Here is an 18704-nt window from a genome sequence, read left to right as displayed (position 1 = left end):
GGGGCGTGACCCGGACCCGGATCACGCCCCCGACACACGTCAGGCGTTCAGTGCCGCCGGCAGCGTGGCCTCGTGGGCCTCACGCAGCTCGTCCAGACCGATGCTGAACCGGCCGGCCAGGGTGAGCGACTCGCCCCCGGTGGAGCCCAGGGCCACCACCGGCACCTCGTTGGCCAGGCAGGCCTGCGTGAACAGCTGCATGGCCTCCGGCTTCACCGCGACCACGGCGCGGGCCGTGGACTCGGAGAACAGCAGGGTGAAGGCGTCGACCCCGTCACGCTCCAGCGCCGCGTCGAGCGACACCGAGGCACCGATGCCGTAGCGCAGCGACGACTCGACGAGCACCTGGGCCAGGCCACCGTCGGACAGGTCGTGCGCGGCGACCAGCAGCTGGTCGTCGGCGGCCGAGGCCAGCACCGACGCCAGGGCCCGCTCGGCCTCCAGGTCGACGGCCGGCGGGAGACCACCCAGGTGCTGGTGCTGCGACCAGGCCCACTCGGACCCGGCGAACTCGGGCTTCGTCACCCCGAGCAGGAACAGCTGCGCGCCCGAGGTGTTCCAGCCCGACGGGGTGCGGCGGGCCACGTCCTCCAGCACGCCGAGCACACCCACGACCGGCGTCGGGTGGATGGCCGTGGTGCCGGTCTGGTTGTACAGACTGACGTTTCCGCCGGTCACCGGGATGCCGAGCTGCTGGCATCCGTCGGCCAGACCGCGCACGGCCTCGGCGAACTGCCACATCACGGCCGGGTCCTCGGGCGAGCCGAAGTTCAGGCAGTCGGTGACCGCGAGCGGGCGGCCACCGGCTGCGCCCACGTTGCGGTACGCCTCGGCCAGGGCCAGCTGCGCCCCGGTGTACGGGTCGAGCGCGGCGAAGCGCTGGTTGCAGTCGGTGGCGATGGCGACGCCCAGGCCGCTGGTCTCGTCCACCCGGATCACGCCCGCGTCGTCGGGCATGGCCTGCGCCGTGTTGCCCTGCACGTAGCGGTCGTACTGCTGGGTGATCCACTGACGGCTGGCCAGGTTCGGCGTGCCGGCCATGGTGGTGACGAGCTGCCGGAGCTCCTCGTCGCTCTGCGGCTTCGGCAGGTTGTCGGGCGTGTCGGCCTGACGCGCGTCGAGCCACTCCGGGCGGGAGTACGGGCGGTCGTAGACCGGGCCGTCGTGCGCCACCGAACGCGGCGGCACGTCGACGATGGTCTCGCCGTGCCACAGCACGACCAGGCGGCCGGACTCGGTGACCTCACCCATGACGGTGGCCTCGACGTCCCACCGGGTGGTGATCGCCAGGAAGCCGGGCAGGTCTTCCGGCGTGACCACGGCCATCATGCGTTCCTGCGACTCGCTCATCAGGATCTCTTCGGGCGCGAGCGTGGAGTCACGCAGCGGGGCCCGGTCGAGGTGCACCAGCATGCCGCCGTCGCCGTTGCTCGCGAGCTCGGAGAACGCACAGCTCAGGCCGGCCGCGCCGAGGTCCTGGATGCCCTGCACGACGTTCGCCTTGAACAGGTCGAGGCAGCACTCGATGAGCACCTTCTCGGCGAACGGGTCGCCCACCTGCACGGCCGGGCGCTTGGTCGGGCCGCCCTCGGTGAAGGTGTCGCTGGCCAGGATCGACGCGCCGCCGATGCCGTCGCCACCGGTGCGGGCGCCGAACAGCACCACCAGGTTGCCGTTGCCGCGAGCGTTGGCGAGGTGGATGTCCTCGTGCCGCATGGTGCCCACGGCGAGCGCGTTGACCAGCGGGTTGCCCTGGTAGCAGGGGTCGAACGAGACCTCGCCACCGATGTTGGGCAGGCCCAAACAGTTTCCGTAGCCACCGATGCCGGCCACGATCCCGGGCAGGACGCGGTGGGTGTCGGGGTGGTCGATGGCGCCGAAGCGCAGCGGGTCCATCACCGCGACCGGGCGGGCGCCCATCGAGATGATGTCGCGCACGATGCCGCCGACGCCGGTGGCCGCGCCCTGGTAGGGCTCGACGTAGCTGGGGTGGTTGTGGCTCTCCACCTTGAAGGTGACGGCCCAGCCCTGGCCGATGTCGACGACGCCGGCGTTCTCGCCGATGCCGACGAGCAGGTGTTCCTTCATCTCGTCGGTGGTCTTGTCACCGAACTGACGCAGGTGCACCTTGCTGGACTTGTACGAGCAGTGCTCGCTCCACATCACCGAGTACATCGCGAGCTCGGAACCGGTGGGCCGGCGGTCGAGGATCTTGCGCACGGCCTCGTACTCGTCGGCCTTCATGCCGAGGGCGGCCCAGGGCTGCTCGACGTCGGGCGTCTTGAGGGCCTTGTCGACGGTGTCGAGAGCCTTGCGCTGCTCTGCGGTCAGAGCGCTGCTGGTGAAGGCCGGCTTCTCGCCGTAGGTGTTGACGCTGTCGCTGGTCACGCGGAGAGCACTCCCTGCAGTGCGCTGGTGAAGAAAGGCAGGCCGTCACAGCCGTCGGTGCCTTCCGGGCCGTAGAGGGCCTCGGTGGCGTGCTCCGGGTGCGGCATCAGGCCGACGACGGTGCCGGAGGCGTTGCTGATGCCGGCGATGTCGCGGTACGAGCCGTTGGGGTTGCCCTCGAGGTAGCGGGCGACCACGCGCCCCTCGCCCTCGAGCCGGTCGAGCGTGGGCTCGTCGGCCACGAAGCCACCCTCGCCGTTCTTCAGCGGGACGACGATCTCGTCGTTCTGGCTGTAGGCGTTGGTCCACGAGGTGCTGGTGCGCTCGATGCGCAGCTTCTGGTCGCGGCACACGAACTGCTGCTTCTCGTTGCGCACCAGGGCACCGGGCAGCAGGTGCGACTCGGTGAGCACCTGGAAGCCGTTGCAGATGCCGAGAACCGGCAGACCGGGCGCGACCTGGTCGGGCGGGCCGGCCAGCTTCGCGATCGTGTTCATGACCGGCGCGAACCGGGCGATGGCCCCGCAGCGCAGGTAGTCGCCGTACGAGAACCCACCGGGGAGGACGACGGCGTCGACACCCTGGATGTCGTCGTCACCGTGCCAGAGGGAGACGGGGGTGCCGCCGGCGATCCGGATCGCGCGCAAGGCGTCCCGGTCGTCGAGGGTGCCGGGGAAGGTGACGACGCCGATGCGCACGGTCACTCCTGGTTCGAGGCGGCCCGGACGGCCACGACGTCTTCGATGACCGGGTTGGAGAGCAGCGTCACCGCTGCCTCGCGGGCGCGGTCGAGAACGGCCTGGTCGACCTCACCCTCGACCTCGAGCTCGAAACGCTTGCCCTGCCGGGCTCCGTCGAACTCGGAGAAGCCCAGACGGGCGAGAGCCCCGACGACCGCCTTGCCCTGCGGATCGAGAATCTCCGGCTTCGGCATGACGTCGATCACGACGCGACCCATGGCGTGTGCTCCTAGGTGGAGAGAGGGGGCGGATTGCCGCGGCAAACGCTACCCGACCTCCACACCAGGGCCGCATCGTGCCTTTTCAGTAGTCCGTTCGGTCGGCCTTGTGCTCCCACTTCGAGAACGGGAGGGTGGCGTCCGGCACCGGTACCTGGGCGAGGGTGAGGGGCCAGGTGGACGAATCGTTCGCGAACACCTCGTAGAACGCCCGGTCGTCGAATCCGGCCCGGGCGGCGTCGTCGCGGTCGGCGGCGTAGACGATGCGGTCGACCCGCGCCCACATCGACGAGGCGAAGCACATCGGGCAGGGCTCGCACGAGGCCACCAGGAGGCAGCCGTCGAGCTTGAACGTGCCCAGGGCCTGGCAGGCGGCGCGGATCGCGACCACCTCGGCGTGCGCCGTCGGGTCGAGCGTGGGGGTCACCTGGTTGGTGCCGGTCGCGACCAGTTCGTGATTGCGGACGATCAGGGCACCGAAGGGGCCACCGCCCCTTTCGACGTTCTCGGCGGCCAGGGAGATCGCCTGGTCGAGCCAGTCGCTTTCGGTTCTCGTGCTCACCCCGGGAGGCTACTCACCAGGTGTTGCGGAGACATCACAAGTCCCCGTGAGTACGCCCGTGTCCCGGGTGCGTCACCCCCTCGCCCGTGCCAGTGTGGACGGAATGCGGATCACTCATATCGGGCACTCGTGCCTGCTGGTCGAGACCGGCGGCGCCCGCATCCTGACCGACCCGGGCGCGTTCACCGAGGGTTTCGAGGACCTGACCGAAATCGACGCGATCGCCGTCACCCACCAGCACCTCGACCACCTCGACGTCGACCGGCTGCCGGCCCTGCTCGCGAAGAACCCCGAGGCCGTGGTGCTGGCCGAGCCCGAGACGGCGGCGGTGCTGGCCCGGTCGGGGATCCCCGCGCTGCCGCTGACGCTCGACGAGCCGGTCGCGCTGAAGGAGGCGACGCTCACCGCGCTGGGTGGGGTGCACGCCGAGATCCACGCCGACATCCCGCTGATCGGCAACGTCGGGCTGCGCATCGGCGCCCCCGGTGACCCGACGCTGTTCCACCCGGGCGACTCCTACGGCGCCCAGCCCGACGACATCGACCTGCTGGCCGTGCCGCTCAACGCACCGTGGGCCAAGTTCAGCGAGACGGCCAACTTCGTGCGGGCGATCGGCCCGGGCCGGCTCTTCCCGATCCACGACAGCCTGCTCAAGCCGACCGGGCGCGAGGTGTACCTGCGCAATCTGTCCGGCTTGCTGCCGGAGCACTCGCAGTTGATGGATCTGGCCGGGCAGGGCGCCACCGAGGTGTGAGGCGCGACGGCGGGCCGGACCTCGGCCCGCTCCTCGGCGTCACGGCGTGCGCAGCCGCAGCCCGGCCAGCCCCTTCTCCGGGGTGGCCGTGCAGGTCGAGTCGCCGCGCACTGCGGCCGCTTTCGCCAGGCAGATGCCGAGCGCCCGCTGCCCGTAGTAGTTCGGGTGCAACGACTCGGCGTACTCCCCCTGGCCGGTGTAGTCGACGAAGCGCACCCACTCGACGTCGGCCGAGGTCGGCGAGCCCTTGGGGTGGGTGGTGCCGTCGGCGCACAGCTCGTGCCCGTCGAAGGCGTTGCTCAGGTCGAGGAAGGTGGCGCCGTGCCGCTGCGCGGTGCGGCGCAGCGTGCTCGTGATCGTGGGCGTGAGTTCTTTCGCGGTCCAGGTCAGGTCGGGATCGGTGAACGGGCAGCGCCCTCCGGTCCATTTGAACGCCCGCCAGTGGCCGTCGTACTTGTCTTCCGAGGCGCTGGGCAACGGGGCCGGGTACGACTGCAGGATCAGCCGGTAGTCGCCCCGCGCGTACCCGGAGCCGGCCAGGGTGGCGTGCACGTCGTCGAGCACCGCACCCACGGCCGCACCCATCGCGGGCAGCCGGACGTCGAGAAGGCGCTGCTGCTCGGTGCGGCACGGGTCGTCGCGCAGCGTGTAGGCGCGGATGCAGCGGAACGCCACCTCGGGGAAGCTCAGGTCGTTGCCACCGATCGAGAGCACCACGAGCTTGACCCGGCTGGTGCGGGCGAGGGCCGCGAGCTGGTCGTTCTGCGGTTTCTCACCGCGCATCCCGACCCCGCCCTCGCTCGCGCGCAGCACGTTGGCCGCGTGCGCCCCGGAACAGGCCAGGTTGACCGCCCGGCCCTTCAGCCCGGCCCGCACGGCACTCGCGATCGGCGCCGAGTCGGACCGGAAGCACCCGCTGCTCGCGGTCTTCGCGTAGATCAGGGCCGGGTCGGAGTCACCGAACAGCTCGCCCTTCTGGCGGGACCAGGCCCGGTCGGTGCCGCCGCGGTCGAACAGGAAGTCGTCGGAGTTGCCCGCCCAGCGCCCGGCGGTGCCGGAGATGTAGCTGTCGCCGAGACTGACCACGACCGGGTCACCCGGCGGCGGGCTCGCCTCCGCCGAGGCCGGGACCATGAGGGCAGCGGCCAGGATCGCCACCAGCAACCCGCCGAGCACCGTTTTGCGGACCACGCGAACCTCCCCCGAGGACGACCCCCCGAGCCTCGCACCTGTCGCTGCGTCGGTAAAGGGTCACGTTCGGTGAGTGCGCCGCGCGGTACGCCCAGCCCTCAGCAAGCCCCACGACCAGGCGTGCGCCCTAGAACCAGGTGTGGCCCACCATCCCGGTCGGCGTCCACGTCGTCATCGCCTCGAACCGCCGCACCGCCCCGGCCCGGTGCTCGTCGGCCAGCCCGGCCGCGTGCAGCCGGGTGAGCGGCTGCTGCCCCAGGTAGACCGACCCCAGCGTGGACACGGGCAGCGTCAGGTCGGCGCTCTCCCGGCTCGACGTGACCGCCACCGTGCCGGACTCGTCGGCGTCCACCTGCCAGCGTCCGTTCGCGTACCCCTCCGGATCGGTGACCTCCACGACCACCCGGCCCGGGCTCTGCGCCGAGCGGGCGCCGAACGCGGCGGGCACGTCGAGCAGGCGCACCCAGTGGAAGTCGGCCCGGTGCGACTCCACCGCGGCCCGCCGGTCGACGAGCATCGCCGGCAGCAGCTCGTGCGGCGTGCGGTTGTCGGCCACGATCCGGTCGGTCAGGTCGAGCTCGGCCAGGTAGCGCCACAGCGCGCGGTAGGCGGCGGGGGTGACGGCGACCAGGTCCACCAGCTCGACGGAGGCCTTCTCCTGCAGCGTCCACTCACCGGAGAACCGGTAGCTGGCGTAGCCGACCGGGGTGCCCGAGGCGTCCCGCGCGATCACGGCGGGGCGGTCGAGGTCCGCGTCGGCGGCCTCGGCGATCACGCCGCAGCCGAAGTCCCAGTTCAGGTCGGTGCGCGGGAGTGCCCCCGGCAGACCCGCCGAAGCCGCCCGGTACAGCTCCGGGCCCACCTGACGCACCGCGGCGTCGTCGGTGCTCTCCAGCTGGATGCCCTCGGAAAGCTGGATGCCCTCGGAACCGGTGCCGGCGAAGCGCACCCGCGGGCTGTGCACGGTCCAGCGCACGATCTCGGACGCGGCGCCGAACCCGTAGCGGCCGTAGATGGCGCTCTCGCTGGCGATCAGCAGCCCGAGCGCGTGCCCGAGCTCGCGGCCCTCGGCCAGGGCCGAGCGCATCTGGGCGCTCGCGACACCCCGGCGCCGGTGACTGGCGAGCACGGCCACCGAGGTGATGGCCAGGGCCGGCGCGGTGCCCCCGGGAACCGGCAGGTCGGCGTCCCAGTGCTGGAAGCTGCCGCAGAGCACGCCGTCGATCCGGCTCATCCGCAGCCGGCGGTCGAGGGCCTGCTTGCGCAGCAGATCGAGCCGTACGGACGACGCCTGGCGCGGGTGCAGGAAGCCGCGGTTCACCATGGAGACCCAGGCCCGCAGGTGGTCGTCACCGACGGGGCTGATCTCGATCCTCGGAGCGCTCACACGGCGGGACGTTACCCGGCGGCCCGGTCCGGGGCACGGGACTTTCCGCCGGGACGGACCCGTTCGGGGTCCGTCCCGGGCCGGTCAGCTCTCGCCCGGGGCCACCGGGTGCGCCAGACGTTCCGTCAGGTCGGCGGCGGCCGCGGCCTCGGCGATGTCGGTGCGGAACTGCCCGCCCCGCAGCCCGATCTGCTCGAGCGCTCCGTAGACGGCCGTGCGCGCGGCGGTCAGGTCGGCGCCGGTGCCCACCACCGACAGCACCCGCCCACCGGCCGCGACCAGCTTGCCGTCCTCGACGGCCGTGCCGGCGTGCAGGACCCAGGCGTCGGGCCGGCTGCCGGCCTCGTCGACCCCGGTGAGGACGTCGCCCTTGACCGGCGTGTCCGGGTAGTTCTCGGACGCCAGAACCACCGTGACGGCGGCCTTCTCGTGCCACTCCAGCTCCGGCACGTGCTCCAGGTGCTGCACCGCGGCGGCCCGCAGCAGCATGCCCAGCGGCGTGGCCAGCCGGGCCAGCACCACCTGGGTCTCCGGGTCGCCGAAGCGCGCGTTGAACTCGATCACCTTCACGCCGCGGCTGGTCAGCGCCAGACCGCAGTACAGCACACCCACGAAAGGCGCTCCGCGGCGGGCCATCTCGGCCACGGTCGGGCGGGCGACCCGCTCCAGCACCTCGTCCACCAGGCCCTCGGGCGCCCACGGCAGCGGCGAGTACGCGCCCATACCACCGGTGTTCGGGCCGAGGTCACCGTCGAGCGCGCGCTTGAAGTCCTGCGCCGGCTCGAGCGGCAGCACGGTCACGCCGTCAGTGACACAGAACAGCGAGACCTCCGGGCCGTCGAGGAACTCCTCGATGACCACCCGGGCGCCCTCGCGCTCCAGGCAGGCGGCGGCGTGGGCCAGCGCGGCCTCCGGGTCGTCGGTGACGACGACACCCTTGCCCGCGGCGAGGCCGTCGTCCTTCACCACGTGCGGGGCGCCGAACCGGACCAGGGCCTCACGCACCTCGTCGAGCGTGGCGCAGGTGGCCGATTCACCGGTCGGGACCCCGGCGGCGGCCATCACGTCTTTCGCGAAGGCCTTGCTGCCCTCCAGCCGGGCGGCGGCGGCCGACGGGCCGAAGCACGGGATGCCCGCGGCCCGCACGGCGTCGGACACCCCGGCCACCAGCGGCGCCTCGGGCCCGACGACGACCAGGTCGGCCCCCAGCTCACCGGCCAGTCCGGTGACCGCGGCCGGGTCGAGAGCGTCGACGGCGAAGCAGTTGCGCTCACCGATCAGCCCGGCGATACCCGGGTTGCCGGGGGCCGCGAACAGCCCCGTCACCCCCGGGTCGGTGGCGAGAGAACGGACCAGCGCGTGCTCGCGGGCGCCCGGCCCGACCACAAGAACCTTCACGGGGCACGAGGGTAATCGGTCCGGACCGGTGGCCGGTTCAGACCCGGGAACACCCAAATCACCCGTTTCCGAAAATTCACCGCGAAACGTTCACAAGAAACTCTAAGCTGATCACCGTATTCGGGAGATCCCCGGCATGCGCGCGGCGCTCCCCCGACCTGTGGTGCGAGCGTCCGTCCCCTCACGCCATGAACGGAAACCACATGCGCACGACCAAACTGCTCACCGCTGCCCTGATCGGCGCCGCTCTCGTCCTCAGCGGTTGCGGCGGCAGCAGCGACGCCCAGCCGGAGGGCGCCTCGCAGTCCGGCCCCTACGCGGGCAAGACCCCCAAGGACGTCTACGACACCACCCGGAAGCAGGCCGCGGAGGCCGCCTCGGTCCGGATCAAGGGCGACCTGGTCGAGGGCAGCGACAAGGTCGTGATGGACCTGCGCATCGCCCGCGCCGGCAACGTCTCCGGGTCGCTGTCGATGGGCTCCCAGGGCTCGCTGAAGCTGCTCGTGGTCGACGGCACCGGGTTCATGCTGCCCGGGAAAGACATGCTCAAGACGCTCTCGGGCGGCGACGCCGAGGTGCTGAAGTACCTCGACGGCAAGTGGATGGAACTCGGCCAGGACGCCGACTCCCAGGGCATCATGGACCTGGCCGACATGGACGAGCTCAGCAAGATGGTGCTCGAGCCCACCGGAGGCGAGGTCACCTTCGTCACCGGCAAGGAGTTCGACGGCCGCAAGACCGTCGGCCTCGAGGAGCAGGGCAGCGACAGCATCATCTACGTCGCGGCCGACGGCTCCGCCGAACTGGTCGCGATCCAGGCGCCCGACGGCGACATCACCTGGTCGGACTGGAACGAGCCGGTCCGGGTGAAGGCCCCGAAGAAGGTGATCACCGCCGACGAGCTGTCCTGATCTACAGGCTGCTCTCCACCTCGGCGATCGCCTCACCGAGCAGCGCGAGCCCGTAACGGGCCTCCTCGTCGGTGATGTTGAGCGCCGGCACCACGTGCGTGCGTGAGCCGTTGACGAACGGGATCAGTCCCCGGCTCATGCACGCCTTCGTGAGCGCGGCCACGGGTGCCCCACCGGCCACCAGGGGTTCGCGAGTCTGCTTGTCGCGCACCAGCTCCACCGCCCAGAAGGCCCCGGCGCCGCGAACCTCCCCGATGATGGACGACGTGGCCGCCAGGGCGTGAAGGCCCGGTCCCAGCACCTCGCGTCCCAGCCGGTCGGCGTTCTCGATCAGCGAGTCATCGGTCAGCACACCGATGTTCGCGACCGCCGCGGCACAGGCGAGCGGGTGCCCGGAGTAGGTCAGGCCGCCCGGGAACGCCCGGGAGCCGAACGTCGCGCCGACGTGCTCGCTCACCAGCACACCGCCCAGCGGCACGTAGCCCGAGTTCACGCCCTTGGCGAAGGTGATCAGGTCGGGAACGGCCTGCGGGCCGGGAGCGGGCTTCCACTCGCCCGGCACCCCGGTGGGCGCCTCGTTGGCGAGTTCCGCCGCGAACCACCGCCCCGCGCGTCCGAAACCGGACATCACCTCGTCGGCGATCCAGAGAATGCCGTGGCGGTCACAGATCTCCCGCACCCCGCGCAGGTAACCGGCGGGCGGCACCATGATCCCGGCCGTGCCCGGGATCGACTCCAGCACGATCGCCGCGATGGTGGCCGGTCCCTCGAGCGCGATCACCTGCTCCAGGTGCTCCAGCGCCCGCGCGCACTCCTCCTCCTCGGTGGTGGCGTGGAAGGCGGAGCGGTAGAGGAAGGGACCGAACGTGTGCACCACACCCTCGGCGCCGTAGTCGTTCGGCCAGCGCCGCGGGTCACCGGTGAGGTTGATCGCCGTCGTGGTGTTGCCGTGGTAGCTGCGGTAGCGGCTGAGCACCTTGCGACGGCCGGTGTGCACCCGGGCCATCCGCACCGCGTTCTCGATCGCGTCGGCTCCGCCGTTGGTGAAGAAGACCTTGCGGAACCAGTCTCCGGGTGCGCGCTCGACGATCAGCCGGGCGGCCTCCGACCGGGCGTCGTTGGCGTGCTGCGGCGCGATCGTGGCCAGGCGCGCGGCCTGGTCGGCGATCGCCTTCACCACGCGGGGCTCGGAGAAACCGATGTTCGTGAAGACGAGCTGGCCGGAGAAGTCGAGGTAGGGGGTGCCGGCACCGTCCCACAGCCACGAGCCCTGCGCGCCGTCGGCGGTGAAGGGCGCCCGGCCGTCCTGCGCGAGCCACGAGTGGAAGACGTACTCGAGGTCGAGTTCCAGTGCCCGCTTCGCCCTTTCCGCCCGATCCGGATCGACGGGAACGGCCGGGGCGGTGGACGGAAGGGCGGGACGCGTGCTCGTCATGGTGGCAGCGTACGGGGATCGGCCGCAGGATTGACCCCGTGATACATCCGTCGGGTTCGGCTGTCCGGGATCGCTTCGCGCAGGTACGGGGCTCGGGGGTACGGGCCGCGCTGCTGCGGGTGCGGCTCAACGCGTTCGCGATCTGGCAGTGCGGGATCGCCGCCGCGGTGGCCTGGCTGGTCGCCGAGAACCTGCTCGGCCACCCGCGTCCGTTCTTCGCCCCGATCGCCGCCGTGGTGTGCCTGGGCCTGTCCAACAACCAGCGCCTGCGCCGGATGGGAGAACTCGCCCTGGGCGTCTCGATCGGCGTCGGCATCGCCGAGATCCTGGTGAACCAGCTCGGAAACGGCTGGTGGCAGATCACTCTGGTGGTGCTGATCGGGATGTCGATCGCCCAGCTGGTGGGCGGCGGCGCGCTGATGACCACCCAGTCGGCGGTGCAGGGCATCTTCCTCGCCGCCCTGCCGCAGACCCCCGGCGGAGGCCTCTACCGCTGGGAGGACGCCCTGATCGGCGGCACCGTGGCGCTTCTCGTGGTCGCCTTCCTGCCCGCCGACCCGGGCCGGTTCGTGCGGCGCGAGGCACAGGACCTGATCCGCGAGCTGGCCGCGATCTCGTCGGAGTCGGCGGCGGTGCTGCGCAGCGGCGACTCCCAGCGGGCGGACGCCGTGCTCGACCGGGCCCGGGCCACCCAGGACGACATCCAGAGCTGGACCGACGCGCTGCGCGGGGGCGAGGAGATCAGCCGGATCTCCCCGCTGCGGCGCCGCCACATGCCCGAACTCCTGCGCTACCGAAGGGGTCTCGTCGGCCTCGACCGGGCCACCCGCAACCTGCGCGTGGCCGTGCGCCGGATCGCGGCCGCCCTGGACACCGGTCAGGAGATGCCGATGCCGCTGGCCGACGTCTTCGACCACCTCGCCGAGATCCTGCACATGCTGGAGGGCGAGGTGGGCACGGCCCCGGAGCGCATGGTCTCCACCACCGCACTGGCCACCCTCGCCGCCCGGCTCGACCCGGAACAGCTCGGCGCGCAGTCGCTCTCGGCCAACGTGGTGGTCGCGCAGGTGCGCTCGGTGGTGGTCGACCTGCTGGGTGCGACCGGCATGGACGAGCAGCAGGCCCGCACTCTGCTGCCGGGGTGATCAGTCGGTGGGCGCGTCCGGCTGGGGCTCCTGCGGGCGGGTCTCGATCAGGCGCAGCACCTCGCCCACGGCGGTCGCGATCTCGTCGCGGCCGCCGCCTTTCAGGCCCGCCGCGTAGCCGACCAGGAAGGTGGTGAGCGGCGCGGCCGGGCGGGCCACGTTGTGAGCCGCCTCCTTGGCCAGGTCGAGGATCTCGGCCACCTGCACGTCGGCGGTGGACAGCGAGAGCCGTTCGCCGACCTCGTCGACCCAGTTCTCCAGCATGTCTGCGCTCCTAATCGTCGGGCTCGTCGGGCTGGTCGGGCTCGTCGGACTTCAGCCGGGCCAGTTGCTCCGGCGTGTCACAGTCTTGCGAGGCTCCGTGATCCGGCACCTCGACCACGCCGAGCAGCTTCACCAGGGCCCGCACCGGTTTTCCGTCGAGGGGCAGCAGTGAACGGAGGACGCGGGTCAGCACGGCGGTGCGGTACACCGCGGCCAGGGGCTGACGACGGCCCTCGGCATCGACGAAGAGGGCGGCATCGGCCTCGGCCTCGGGGGTGGTCGCCAGGGCGTTCACGAGCCGGCGCACGTCCGCGGCGCCCAGCCGGGTCAGGTCGGTCGCGAAGACCGCGGTGAGCCCGGGCGCATCGGGGCCGAGGGCCTCGACCCCCGCGAACAGCCCGGCGAGCGGCCCGGTTCCGGGTGGGTCCTCCCGGGCCCAGGCGACGTCGCGCACGGTGGGGCGGGCCTGCCCGACGATGACGGTGGTCTCCGCCGCGGTCGTCGCCAGCAGCACGCCGTCGAGCAGCGAGACCCCGGCCACCTCGATGGCCGCCTTGTCCACCCCGCCGAGCCGTTCCCCGGTGCCCCCGGCGAGCACCACCGTCGCGAAGGCCGTCATACCTGGTCACCACACGCGTCCGTCATGATCACGACCATACTCAGGACGTCGGCACCCGCGGCCCCTTACCGGCCCGGTTCCCCGTCGGCAGCAGCTCGGCGAGCGGGTCACCGAGGTCGGGCACCCGATCCAGAACCTCCCCGAACTCGAGTTGCCGCAAGGCACCCGGGTCGTCCAGCTCGTCCCACGTTCTGGGCGCCGCCACCGTGGGACGCTCGCGCCCTCTCGGCGAGAACGGGCAGATCGTGGTCTTGGCCGAGTGATTCTGGCTCCAGTCGAGCAGAACCTTGTTCTTGCGCAGCGCCTTCGCCATCCGCGACACCACGAGGCGCGGCATCTCCCGTTCCAGCCCCTCAGCCAGGCGGTGGGCGTACTCCCGCACCGTGGTCGCGTCCTGCTTGCCCGAGACCGCCGCGTACAGCTGCATCCCCTTGCCGCCGGAGGTGACCGGGAAGGCGACCAGACCGTCGTCCTCCAGCTTCTCCCGCACCGCCCAGGCGACCTCGGCGCACTGCGGGAGCCCCGCCGGAGCCCCCGGGTCCAGGTCGATGACGAGCAGGTCGGGATCCTTCGCGGCCCCGCGCGGGCCCACCCGCCACTGCGGCACGTGCAGCTCGAGCGCGGCCAGGTTGGCGGCCCAGACCAGACCGGCCAGGTCGTCGATGAGCGGGTAGGTGACCATCTCGCGGTCCTTGGTGCTGCCGGGCGCGGGCAGGGTGACGTCCCGCAGCCACGACGGGGCGCCCCGGGGCACGTTCTTCTCGAAGAAGGTGGTGCTCGACTCCACCCCGTCGGGCCAGCGCTTACGCGTCGCCGGGCGGTCTTTCAGATGCGGCAGCAGCAACCCGGACACGCTGGTGAGGTAGTGCAGCAGCTCGCCCTTGGTGGTGCCGGTCGAGGGATAGAGCACCTTGTCCAGGTTCCGCAGCCGCAAGGTGCGACCGCCCACGTCGACGAGCTGCTCGTTCGCCGGCATCGCTCTCCCCTACTCGTACCGGACGTCTTCGGCGCGCAGGTCGGACCGGATGCCGCGGAAGACCGGCTGCCGCAGCCTTCCGTTCTCGGTGCGCCCCAGGTGCCGCGCGTCCACCACGACGACCGGCTCCACCCAGGTCGCGCCCTTCGCGTCCGCCCTCGGCACGGCGTCGCCGAACGGCGACCTCTCCAGTTGTAGGGGCCCCAGCCGTTCGCGCAGCTCGGCCTGCGGCCCGGCGGCGGTCAGGCCGCTGCCCATCCGCCCGGCGAACCGCAGCCGGCCGTCGTCGCCCGGGACCCCGATCAGCAGGGCCCCGATCGTGCCGCGGTCGTTGATCTCCGGGCGCCAGCCGCCCACCACCACCGACTGCACCCGGCGGTGGGCCAGCTTGCGCCAGTCGCTGCTGCGCACGCCCGGCCGGTACTCGGAGCCGCGGCGCTTGGCCACGACTCCCTCCAGCCCTTGCTCCAGGGTGGCGTGGACCAGCAGCCCGACGTCGTCGTAGACCGGGGAGATCTGCCACCTCCCGCCCGGGTCCAGTCCTTCCAGCACCTCACGCCGCTCCTGCCAGCTGCGCCGCATCAGGTCGGCGCCGTCGTGGCGGAGGACGTCGAAGGCGATCAGGGTGGCCGGGTTCCGGGCCGCGAGCGCCCGGGCCTTGCGCGGGTCGGTCACGTGGATGCGGTCGGCGAGTGCGGTGAACGAGGGGACGCCGTTCACGAGGATGACGACCTCGCCGTCGAGGAGCGCGGTGGCCGGGTTCGGGGGCTGGGCCAGCTCGGGGAAGGCCGCGGTGATCTCGCGTTCGGAGCGGCTCCAGAGCCGGGCCCGGCCGTCTCCCAGATCGGCGATCACCCGCCATCCGTCCCACTTGACCTCGTAGGCCCACCGTTCGCCGTCGGCCGGGAGCCCGCGTTCGGCGTCCGCCGAGGTGGCGAGCATGGGTCGCATGGGCTCATCAGAGCACAGAGTCGCGCAGATCACTCCCCCTGGAGCGCCCTCAATCACGAGCTCGGCCGAACCGATGACTTTTGGCGTAGACGCAGGTCAACACGGATGGGCACGGTACTTGCCCTGGCGTCGGCGTGATCGGGAGGTCATGCTGGGTGACAGGCTCCCGGCGTGTCCGACTTGACAGCGATGCCGGAATTGGCGCGAGAGCCAGGGTCGACCGGTTTGACCACGACTGAGGAGCAGACGAATGCGGGCGATCTGGAAGGGCGCGGTCTCCTTCGGCCTCGTCAACGTGCCGGTCCGGTTGTTCTCGGCGACCCAGGAGCACGACATCCGGTTCCATCAGGTCCACCGGGAAGACGGCGGGCGCATCCGGATGAAGCGCATCTGCAGCGCCTGCGGTGAAGAGGTCGCGTGGGACCAGCTGGCCAAGGGCTACGAGGCCGAGGACGGGCGGCTCGTGGTGCTGACCGACGAGGACTTCGACCAGCTGCCGCTGAGCACCGGCCGCGAGATCGACGTGGTCGAGTTCGTGCCCACCGGCCAGGTCGACCCGATCCTCTACGGCAAGGCCTACTACCTGGAGCCCGACGCGCGCGCGGCCAAGCCCTACGCCCTGCTGCGTGAGGCGCTCGAGGCCACCGACCGGGTGGCCGTGGTGAAGGTGGCCCTGCGTCAGCGGGAGTCACTGGCGGTGCTGCGGGTCCGCGACCGGGTGATCATGATGCAGACACTGATGTGGCCCGACGAGATCCGCGCGGCCGAGTTCCCGGTGCTGGAAGAGGATGTCGACCTGCGCCCGCAGGAGCTGCGGATGGCCGCGTCGCTGGTCGACTCGATGGCCGCCGACTTCGAGCCCGACCAGTACGAGGACGACTACCAGCAGGCCCTGGTGCAGCTGGTCGAGGCCAAGCTCGAGGGCGCGGCACCGGCTCCGGTGGAGGCGGCGGAAGAGGCCCAGACCGAGGTCGTCGACCTGCTGTCGGCCCTGCAGGCGAGCGTCGACCGGGCCAAGGAGGCGCGGGGCGAGAAGCCGTCGTCGGGCGGCGCGGCCCGCAAGTCGGCGTCGTCGGGCACGAAGAAGACGGCGGCCAAGAAGAGCTCGTCGTCCACTTCGGCGTCCACCACGAAGAAGACCGCGGCCAAGAAGACCGCCGCGAAGAAGACCCCGGCCCGCAAGTCCGCCTGAGGCAACAACATTCAGTGGTCGTCCGGTAGCTCTCCGAGATCTGGCGGCCGGGGAGTTTGTGTGGCACAGTGCCCGCTGTCGGGCCTCAATGTTGGTGCCCCGCAACCTGTCCGGCCGACGCCGGGCAGCTGTACCCCAAAGGACGGCACGCATGCGCGATCCGGTGCGGCGCGCGCTGCTGGTGCTGGCCATCTGCAGTTTCGGGCTCGGGACGGGTGAGTACGTCGTCGTCGGGCTGCTGCCCGGCATGGCGAGCGACCTCGGCGTCAGCGTGCCCGCGGTCGGGCACCTGGTGTCCGCCTACGCGCTGGGCGTGGTGATCGGGGCGCCGCTGCTGGCCGCCGCCTCGGTGCGGTTCCCGCGCAAGGGCCTGCTGATCAGCCTGGTCGTGGCCCTGGCCCTGGGCAACCTGGCCTCGGCCGCGATGCCCGACTACAACACCCTGCTCGGCATGCGCTTCCTGTCCGGCCTGCCGCACGGCGCGTTCTTCGGCCTGGCGTCGGTGCAGGCCGCGAACATGGTCTCGGCCGGACGCCGGAGCCAGGCGATGGCCGTGGTGTTCGCCGGGCTCACCATCGCGAACGTCATCGGCGTGCCGCTGACCACCTACATCGGCCAGCAGGCGAGCTGGCGCACGGTGTTCGTCCTGATCGCCGGGGTCGAGCTGATCGGGGTGCTGGGAGTGCTGGCCGCGGTGCCGCGCAGCCCCCGGTCCGAGAGGCAGCGACTGCGCGAGGAACTCGGGGCGTTCCGCAACCGGCAGATCTGGCTGTCGCTCGCGGTGGCGGTGATCGGCTGCGGCGGTATCCACGCCACGTTCAGCTACATCGCGCCGATGATGACCGAGGTCGCCGGCTACCGGCAGAGCGACATCACCCCGCTGCTGGTGCTGTTCGGGCTGGGCATGACCTTCGGCAACCTGATCGGTGCGCAGCTGGCCGACCGCTACAACGGCGCCCAGGTGATCTACGGCGTGATGGCGGCCCAGGTGGTCGTGGCCGCCGCGTTTTACTTCGCCGCCTCCGACCGGATCGCCTCGGCCGTGCTGATCTTCCTCTTCCCGTTCTGCAACACGATGGCCTTCCCGGCCCTGCAGAACCGGATCATCAGCCAGGCCGGTGGTGCGCCCAACCTGGCCGCGGCCGGCATGCACGCGGCCTTCAACATCGCGAACTCCCTCGGCGCCTGGCTCGGCGGCATCACCATCGCGTCCGGCCTGGGCTACAACTCGCCGAACCTGGTGGCCGTCGGTCTCGGCGTGCTCGCGCTGCTGATCGCGCTCTACGCGGCCCGCACCCAGTACTCGCTCACCACCGTGCTGCCGCTGCCCACCTCGGTGCCCGGCGGCAACCCGATGCGTCCTCCCGGCAGCGGCCCGGCCACCGCCCCGATCCGCATCCCCGTCGTCGGGCTGAACACCAACCCGATCCCGATCGTCGGGCGCTACAGCAACTCCGACGCCACCGCCGGCATCCCGCTCGGCCCGGCGACCAGCCCGACCCCGGTCGTCCGCCTGCCCTGGGAAACCGGGCCGGTCGAGGTCCCCCTGCACTCCGCCACCCGCCACACCTCCTCGACGCCGATGGTCCCCGGCCCGTCGTGGCCCACCGGCCCGATGCCGGCCGCCGGCCACACCGACCGCCCCGGCGCCCACACCCGCCGGCCGGCCGGCCCGACCCCGACCGTCACCCGCGACACCGGCTCTCTCCCGGCCGCTCCCGGCGCACGCCGTCCGCCGCCCACCGGCCCGACGCCGCTCGCCACCCCGACGGGCACGCCTGCTGACGTCAGTACCCCCACCTCGCAGCGTCCTCTCCGGGAATCCGGCCCGGTGCCGGCGCTCACCCTGGATGCCATCTCGGCCGCGATCTCGGCCGCCGACTCCCCCTCCACCGGGATCACCACAGCCCCTCGGACCGCCACCCCGACGCCCCCGGCCCCCGCCGCTCCCGTCGCCCCCGCGCTCCCGGTACCCGCCGTCACCCTCGACGCCATCTCCGCCGTCCTCTCGGCCGCGACGTCATCCCCCGAACCGGCCCCGTCCACCGCTCAGCCCCACCCCACGGACCAGACCCAGCCGACGCACCCGGTCACCGACCCACGGCCGGCTGGCCCCGTCCACCCGGCCGACCGCACGCAACCGAACCCTCCGGTGCAGCCCACCACGGCGGCCGGCCAGTCCTCCCCGGTCGGCGTGTCCCCCGTCGCCGACCCCCAGCCGCCCGACACCGCGCACGCAACCACCGCGCCCCCCAGCCAACCCGCCCCGCCGCACGTGGGCACCCAGGCGACCGACACGTCCCCCGGCCACCCCGCCAAGCCCTACGCGGGCACCCACGCGAGCGTCACGTCCGCCAGCCACCCGACCGAGCCGCGGACGGGCTCCCAGGCGACCACAGCGTCCTCAAGCCACGAGACCCCCGAGAACCCGGCCGGCTGGGCCACCCCCGAAGACCTCGCCCGGATCCTGCGCCGCAGCCAGGAGTGACGAGGGGAATACGCGACCGGGTCACCGGTTGTATTCTGTGAATCAGCCAGTGGCGTACGCAGTCGGGCCAACCGCTCGACCGCCT

General features: G+C 72.0%; 17 protein-coding genes. 5 read left to right on the top strand and 12 right to left on the bottom strand.

From position 1 onward, the window contains the following. Window positions 1-39: 39 nt before the first annotated feature. From purL to J2S57_RS12080, 4 genes are all read right to left on the bottom strand, one after another. Window positions 40-2331: a phosphoribosylformylglycinamidine synthase subunit PurL gene (gene purL, locus J2S57_RS12095; protein WP_370882628.1), complete on the bottom strand. Its 2292-nt coding sequence runs from the start codon at window positions 2329-2331 to the stop codon at window positions 40-42. A 53-nt stretch (window positions 2332-2384) separates the two neighbouring features. Beyond that, window positions 2385-3086: a phosphoribosylformylglycinamidine synthase subunit PurQ gene (purQ, locus tag J2S57_RS12090; protein WP_307241702.1), complete on the bottom strand. Its 702-nt coding sequence runs from the start codon at window positions 3084-3086 to the stop codon at window positions 2385-2387. Between the two features lie 2 nt (window positions 3087-3088). Beyond that, window positions 3089-3346: a phosphoribosylformylglycinamidine synthase subunit PurS gene (gene purS, locus J2S57_RS12085; protein WP_307241700.1), complete on the bottom strand. Its 258-nt coding sequence runs from the start codon at window positions 3344-3346 to the stop codon at window positions 3089-3091. 85 nt (window positions 3347-3431) lie between these two features. Continuing rightward, entirely contained in the window at window positions 3432-3908 is a 477-nt protein-coding gene (locus J2S57_RS12080) for a nucleoside deaminase (protein WP_307241698.1), read from the bottom strand. A gap of 103 nt (window positions 3909-4011) precedes the next feature. Here J2S57_RS12080 and J2S57_RS12075 point away from each other — a divergent pair, with 103 nt between their 5' ends. Continuing rightward, window positions 4012-4662 (top strand): MBL fold metallo-hydrolase, encoded by a 651-nt coding sequence (locus J2S57_RS12075; RefSeq protein WP_307241696.1) that lies wholly within the window; start codon window positions 4012-4014, stop codon window positions 4660-4662. Between the two features lie 39 nt (window positions 4663-4701). Here the strand turns inward: J2S57_RS12075 and J2S57_RS12070 are convergent, their stop codons facing one another. The 3 genes from J2S57_RS12070 to purD all read right to left on the bottom strand — a co-directional run bounded on the left by J2S57_RS12070 (window position 4702) and on the right by purD (window position 8638). After that, window positions 4702-5853, bottom strand: coding sequence for a GDSL-type esterase/lipase family protein (locus J2S57_RS12070; protein WP_307241693.1), 1152 nt, complete (start codon window positions 5851-5853; stop codon window positions 4702-4704). A 127-nt stretch (window positions 5854-5980) separates the two neighbouring features. After that, the gene (locus J2S57_RS12065; protein ID WP_307241690.1) at window positions 5981-7240 is read right to left on the bottom strand and encodes a GNAT family N-acetyltransferase; all 1260 of its coding nucleotides are present in this window, start codon (window positions 7238-7240) and stop codon (window positions 5981-5983) included. Window positions 7241-7324: 84 nt separating this feature from the next. Beyond that, window positions 7325-8638 carry a phosphoribosylamine--glycine ligase gene (gene purD / locus J2S57_RS12060; RefSeq protein WP_307241688.1) on the bottom strand — a complete coding sequence of 438 codons (1314 nt, stop codon included), beginning with the start codon at window positions 8636-8638 and terminating at the stop codon, window positions 7325-7327. A gap of 203 nt (window positions 8639-8841) precedes the next feature. Between purD and J2S57_RS12055 the strand changes: the two genes are divergently transcribed. Continuing rightward, on the top strand, window positions 8842-9549 hold the full coding sequence (locus tag J2S57_RS12055) for a hypothetical protein (protein ID WP_307241686.1): 708 nt from the start codon (window positions 8842-8844) through the stop codon (window positions 9547-9549). Between the two features lies 1 nt (window position 9550). Here the strand turns inward: J2S57_RS12055 and J2S57_RS12050 are convergent, their stop codons facing one another. Next, window positions 9551-10984: an aspartate aminotransferase family protein gene (locus J2S57_RS12050; RefSeq protein ID WP_307241684.1), complete on the bottom strand. Its 1434-nt coding sequence runs from the start codon at window positions 10982-10984 to the stop codon at window positions 9551-9553. 38 nt (window positions 10985-11022) lie between these two features. Here J2S57_RS12050 and J2S57_RS12045 point away from each other — a divergent pair, with 38 nt between their 5' ends. Next, window positions 11023-12129, top strand: coding sequence for an FUSC family protein (locus J2S57_RS12045; protein WP_307241682.1), 1107 nt, complete (start codon window positions 11023-11025; stop codon window positions 12127-12129). Here the strand turns inward: J2S57_RS12045 and J2S57_RS12040 are convergent, their stop codons facing one another. The 4 genes from J2S57_RS12040 to ligD (J2S57_RS12025) are packed head-to-tail and all read right to left on the bottom strand — an operon-like array spanning window position 12130 to window position 14939. Beyond that, the gene (locus J2S57_RS12040) at window positions 12130-12393 is read right to left on the bottom strand and encodes a DUF6457 domain-containing protein (RefSeq protein ID WP_307241680.1); all 264 of its coding nucleotides are present in this window, start codon (window positions 12391-12393) and stop codon (window positions 12130-12132) included. Window positions 12394-12403: 10 nt separating this feature from the next. Then, entirely contained in the window at window positions 12404-13012 is a 609-nt protein-coding gene (gene mobA, locus J2S57_RS12035) for a molybdenum cofactor guanylyltransferase (RefSeq protein WP_307241677.1), read from the bottom strand. A gap of 40 nt (window positions 13013-13052) precedes the next feature. Next, on the bottom strand, window positions 13053-13988 hold the full coding sequence (ligD, locus tag J2S57_RS12030; RefSeq protein ID WP_307241674.1) for a non-homologous end-joining DNA ligase: 936 nt from the start codon (window positions 13986-13988) through the stop codon (window positions 13053-13055). Window positions 13989-13997: 9 nt separating this feature from the next. Next, complete coding sequence (ligD, locus tag J2S57_RS12025) at window positions 13998-14939, bottom strand: non-homologous end-joining DNA ligase (protein ID WP_307241672.1); 942 nt, start codon at window positions 14937-14939, stop codon at window positions 13998-14000. A gap of 250 nt (window positions 14940-15189) precedes the next feature. On the opposite strand from ligD (J2S57_RS12025), the gene ku reads away from it, so the two are divergent. Both ku and J2S57_RS12015 read left to right on the top strand, forming a co-directional pair. Beyond that, the gene (ku, locus tag J2S57_RS12020) at window positions 15190-16131 is read left to right on the top strand and encodes a non-homologous end joining protein Ku (protein ID WP_307241670.1); all 942 of its coding nucleotides are present in this window, start codon (window positions 15190-15192) and stop codon (window positions 16129-16131) included. A gap of 151 nt (window positions 16132-16282) precedes the next feature. After that, entirely contained in the window at window positions 16283-18619 is a 2337-nt protein-coding gene (locus J2S57_RS12015; protein WP_307241667.1) for an MFS transporter, read from the top strand. The last annotated feature ends 85 nt before the right edge of the window (window positions 18620-18704 follow it).

The sequence above is a fragment of the Kineosporia succinea genome (assembly GCF_030811555.1).
Taxonomy (GTDB): domain Bacteria; phylum Actinomycetota; class Actinomycetes; order Actinomycetales; family Kineosporiaceae; genus Kineosporia; species Kineosporia succinea.
Note: the sequence above shows the minus strand (reverse complement) of the source record. Positions and strands in the feature narration are given on the sequence as shown.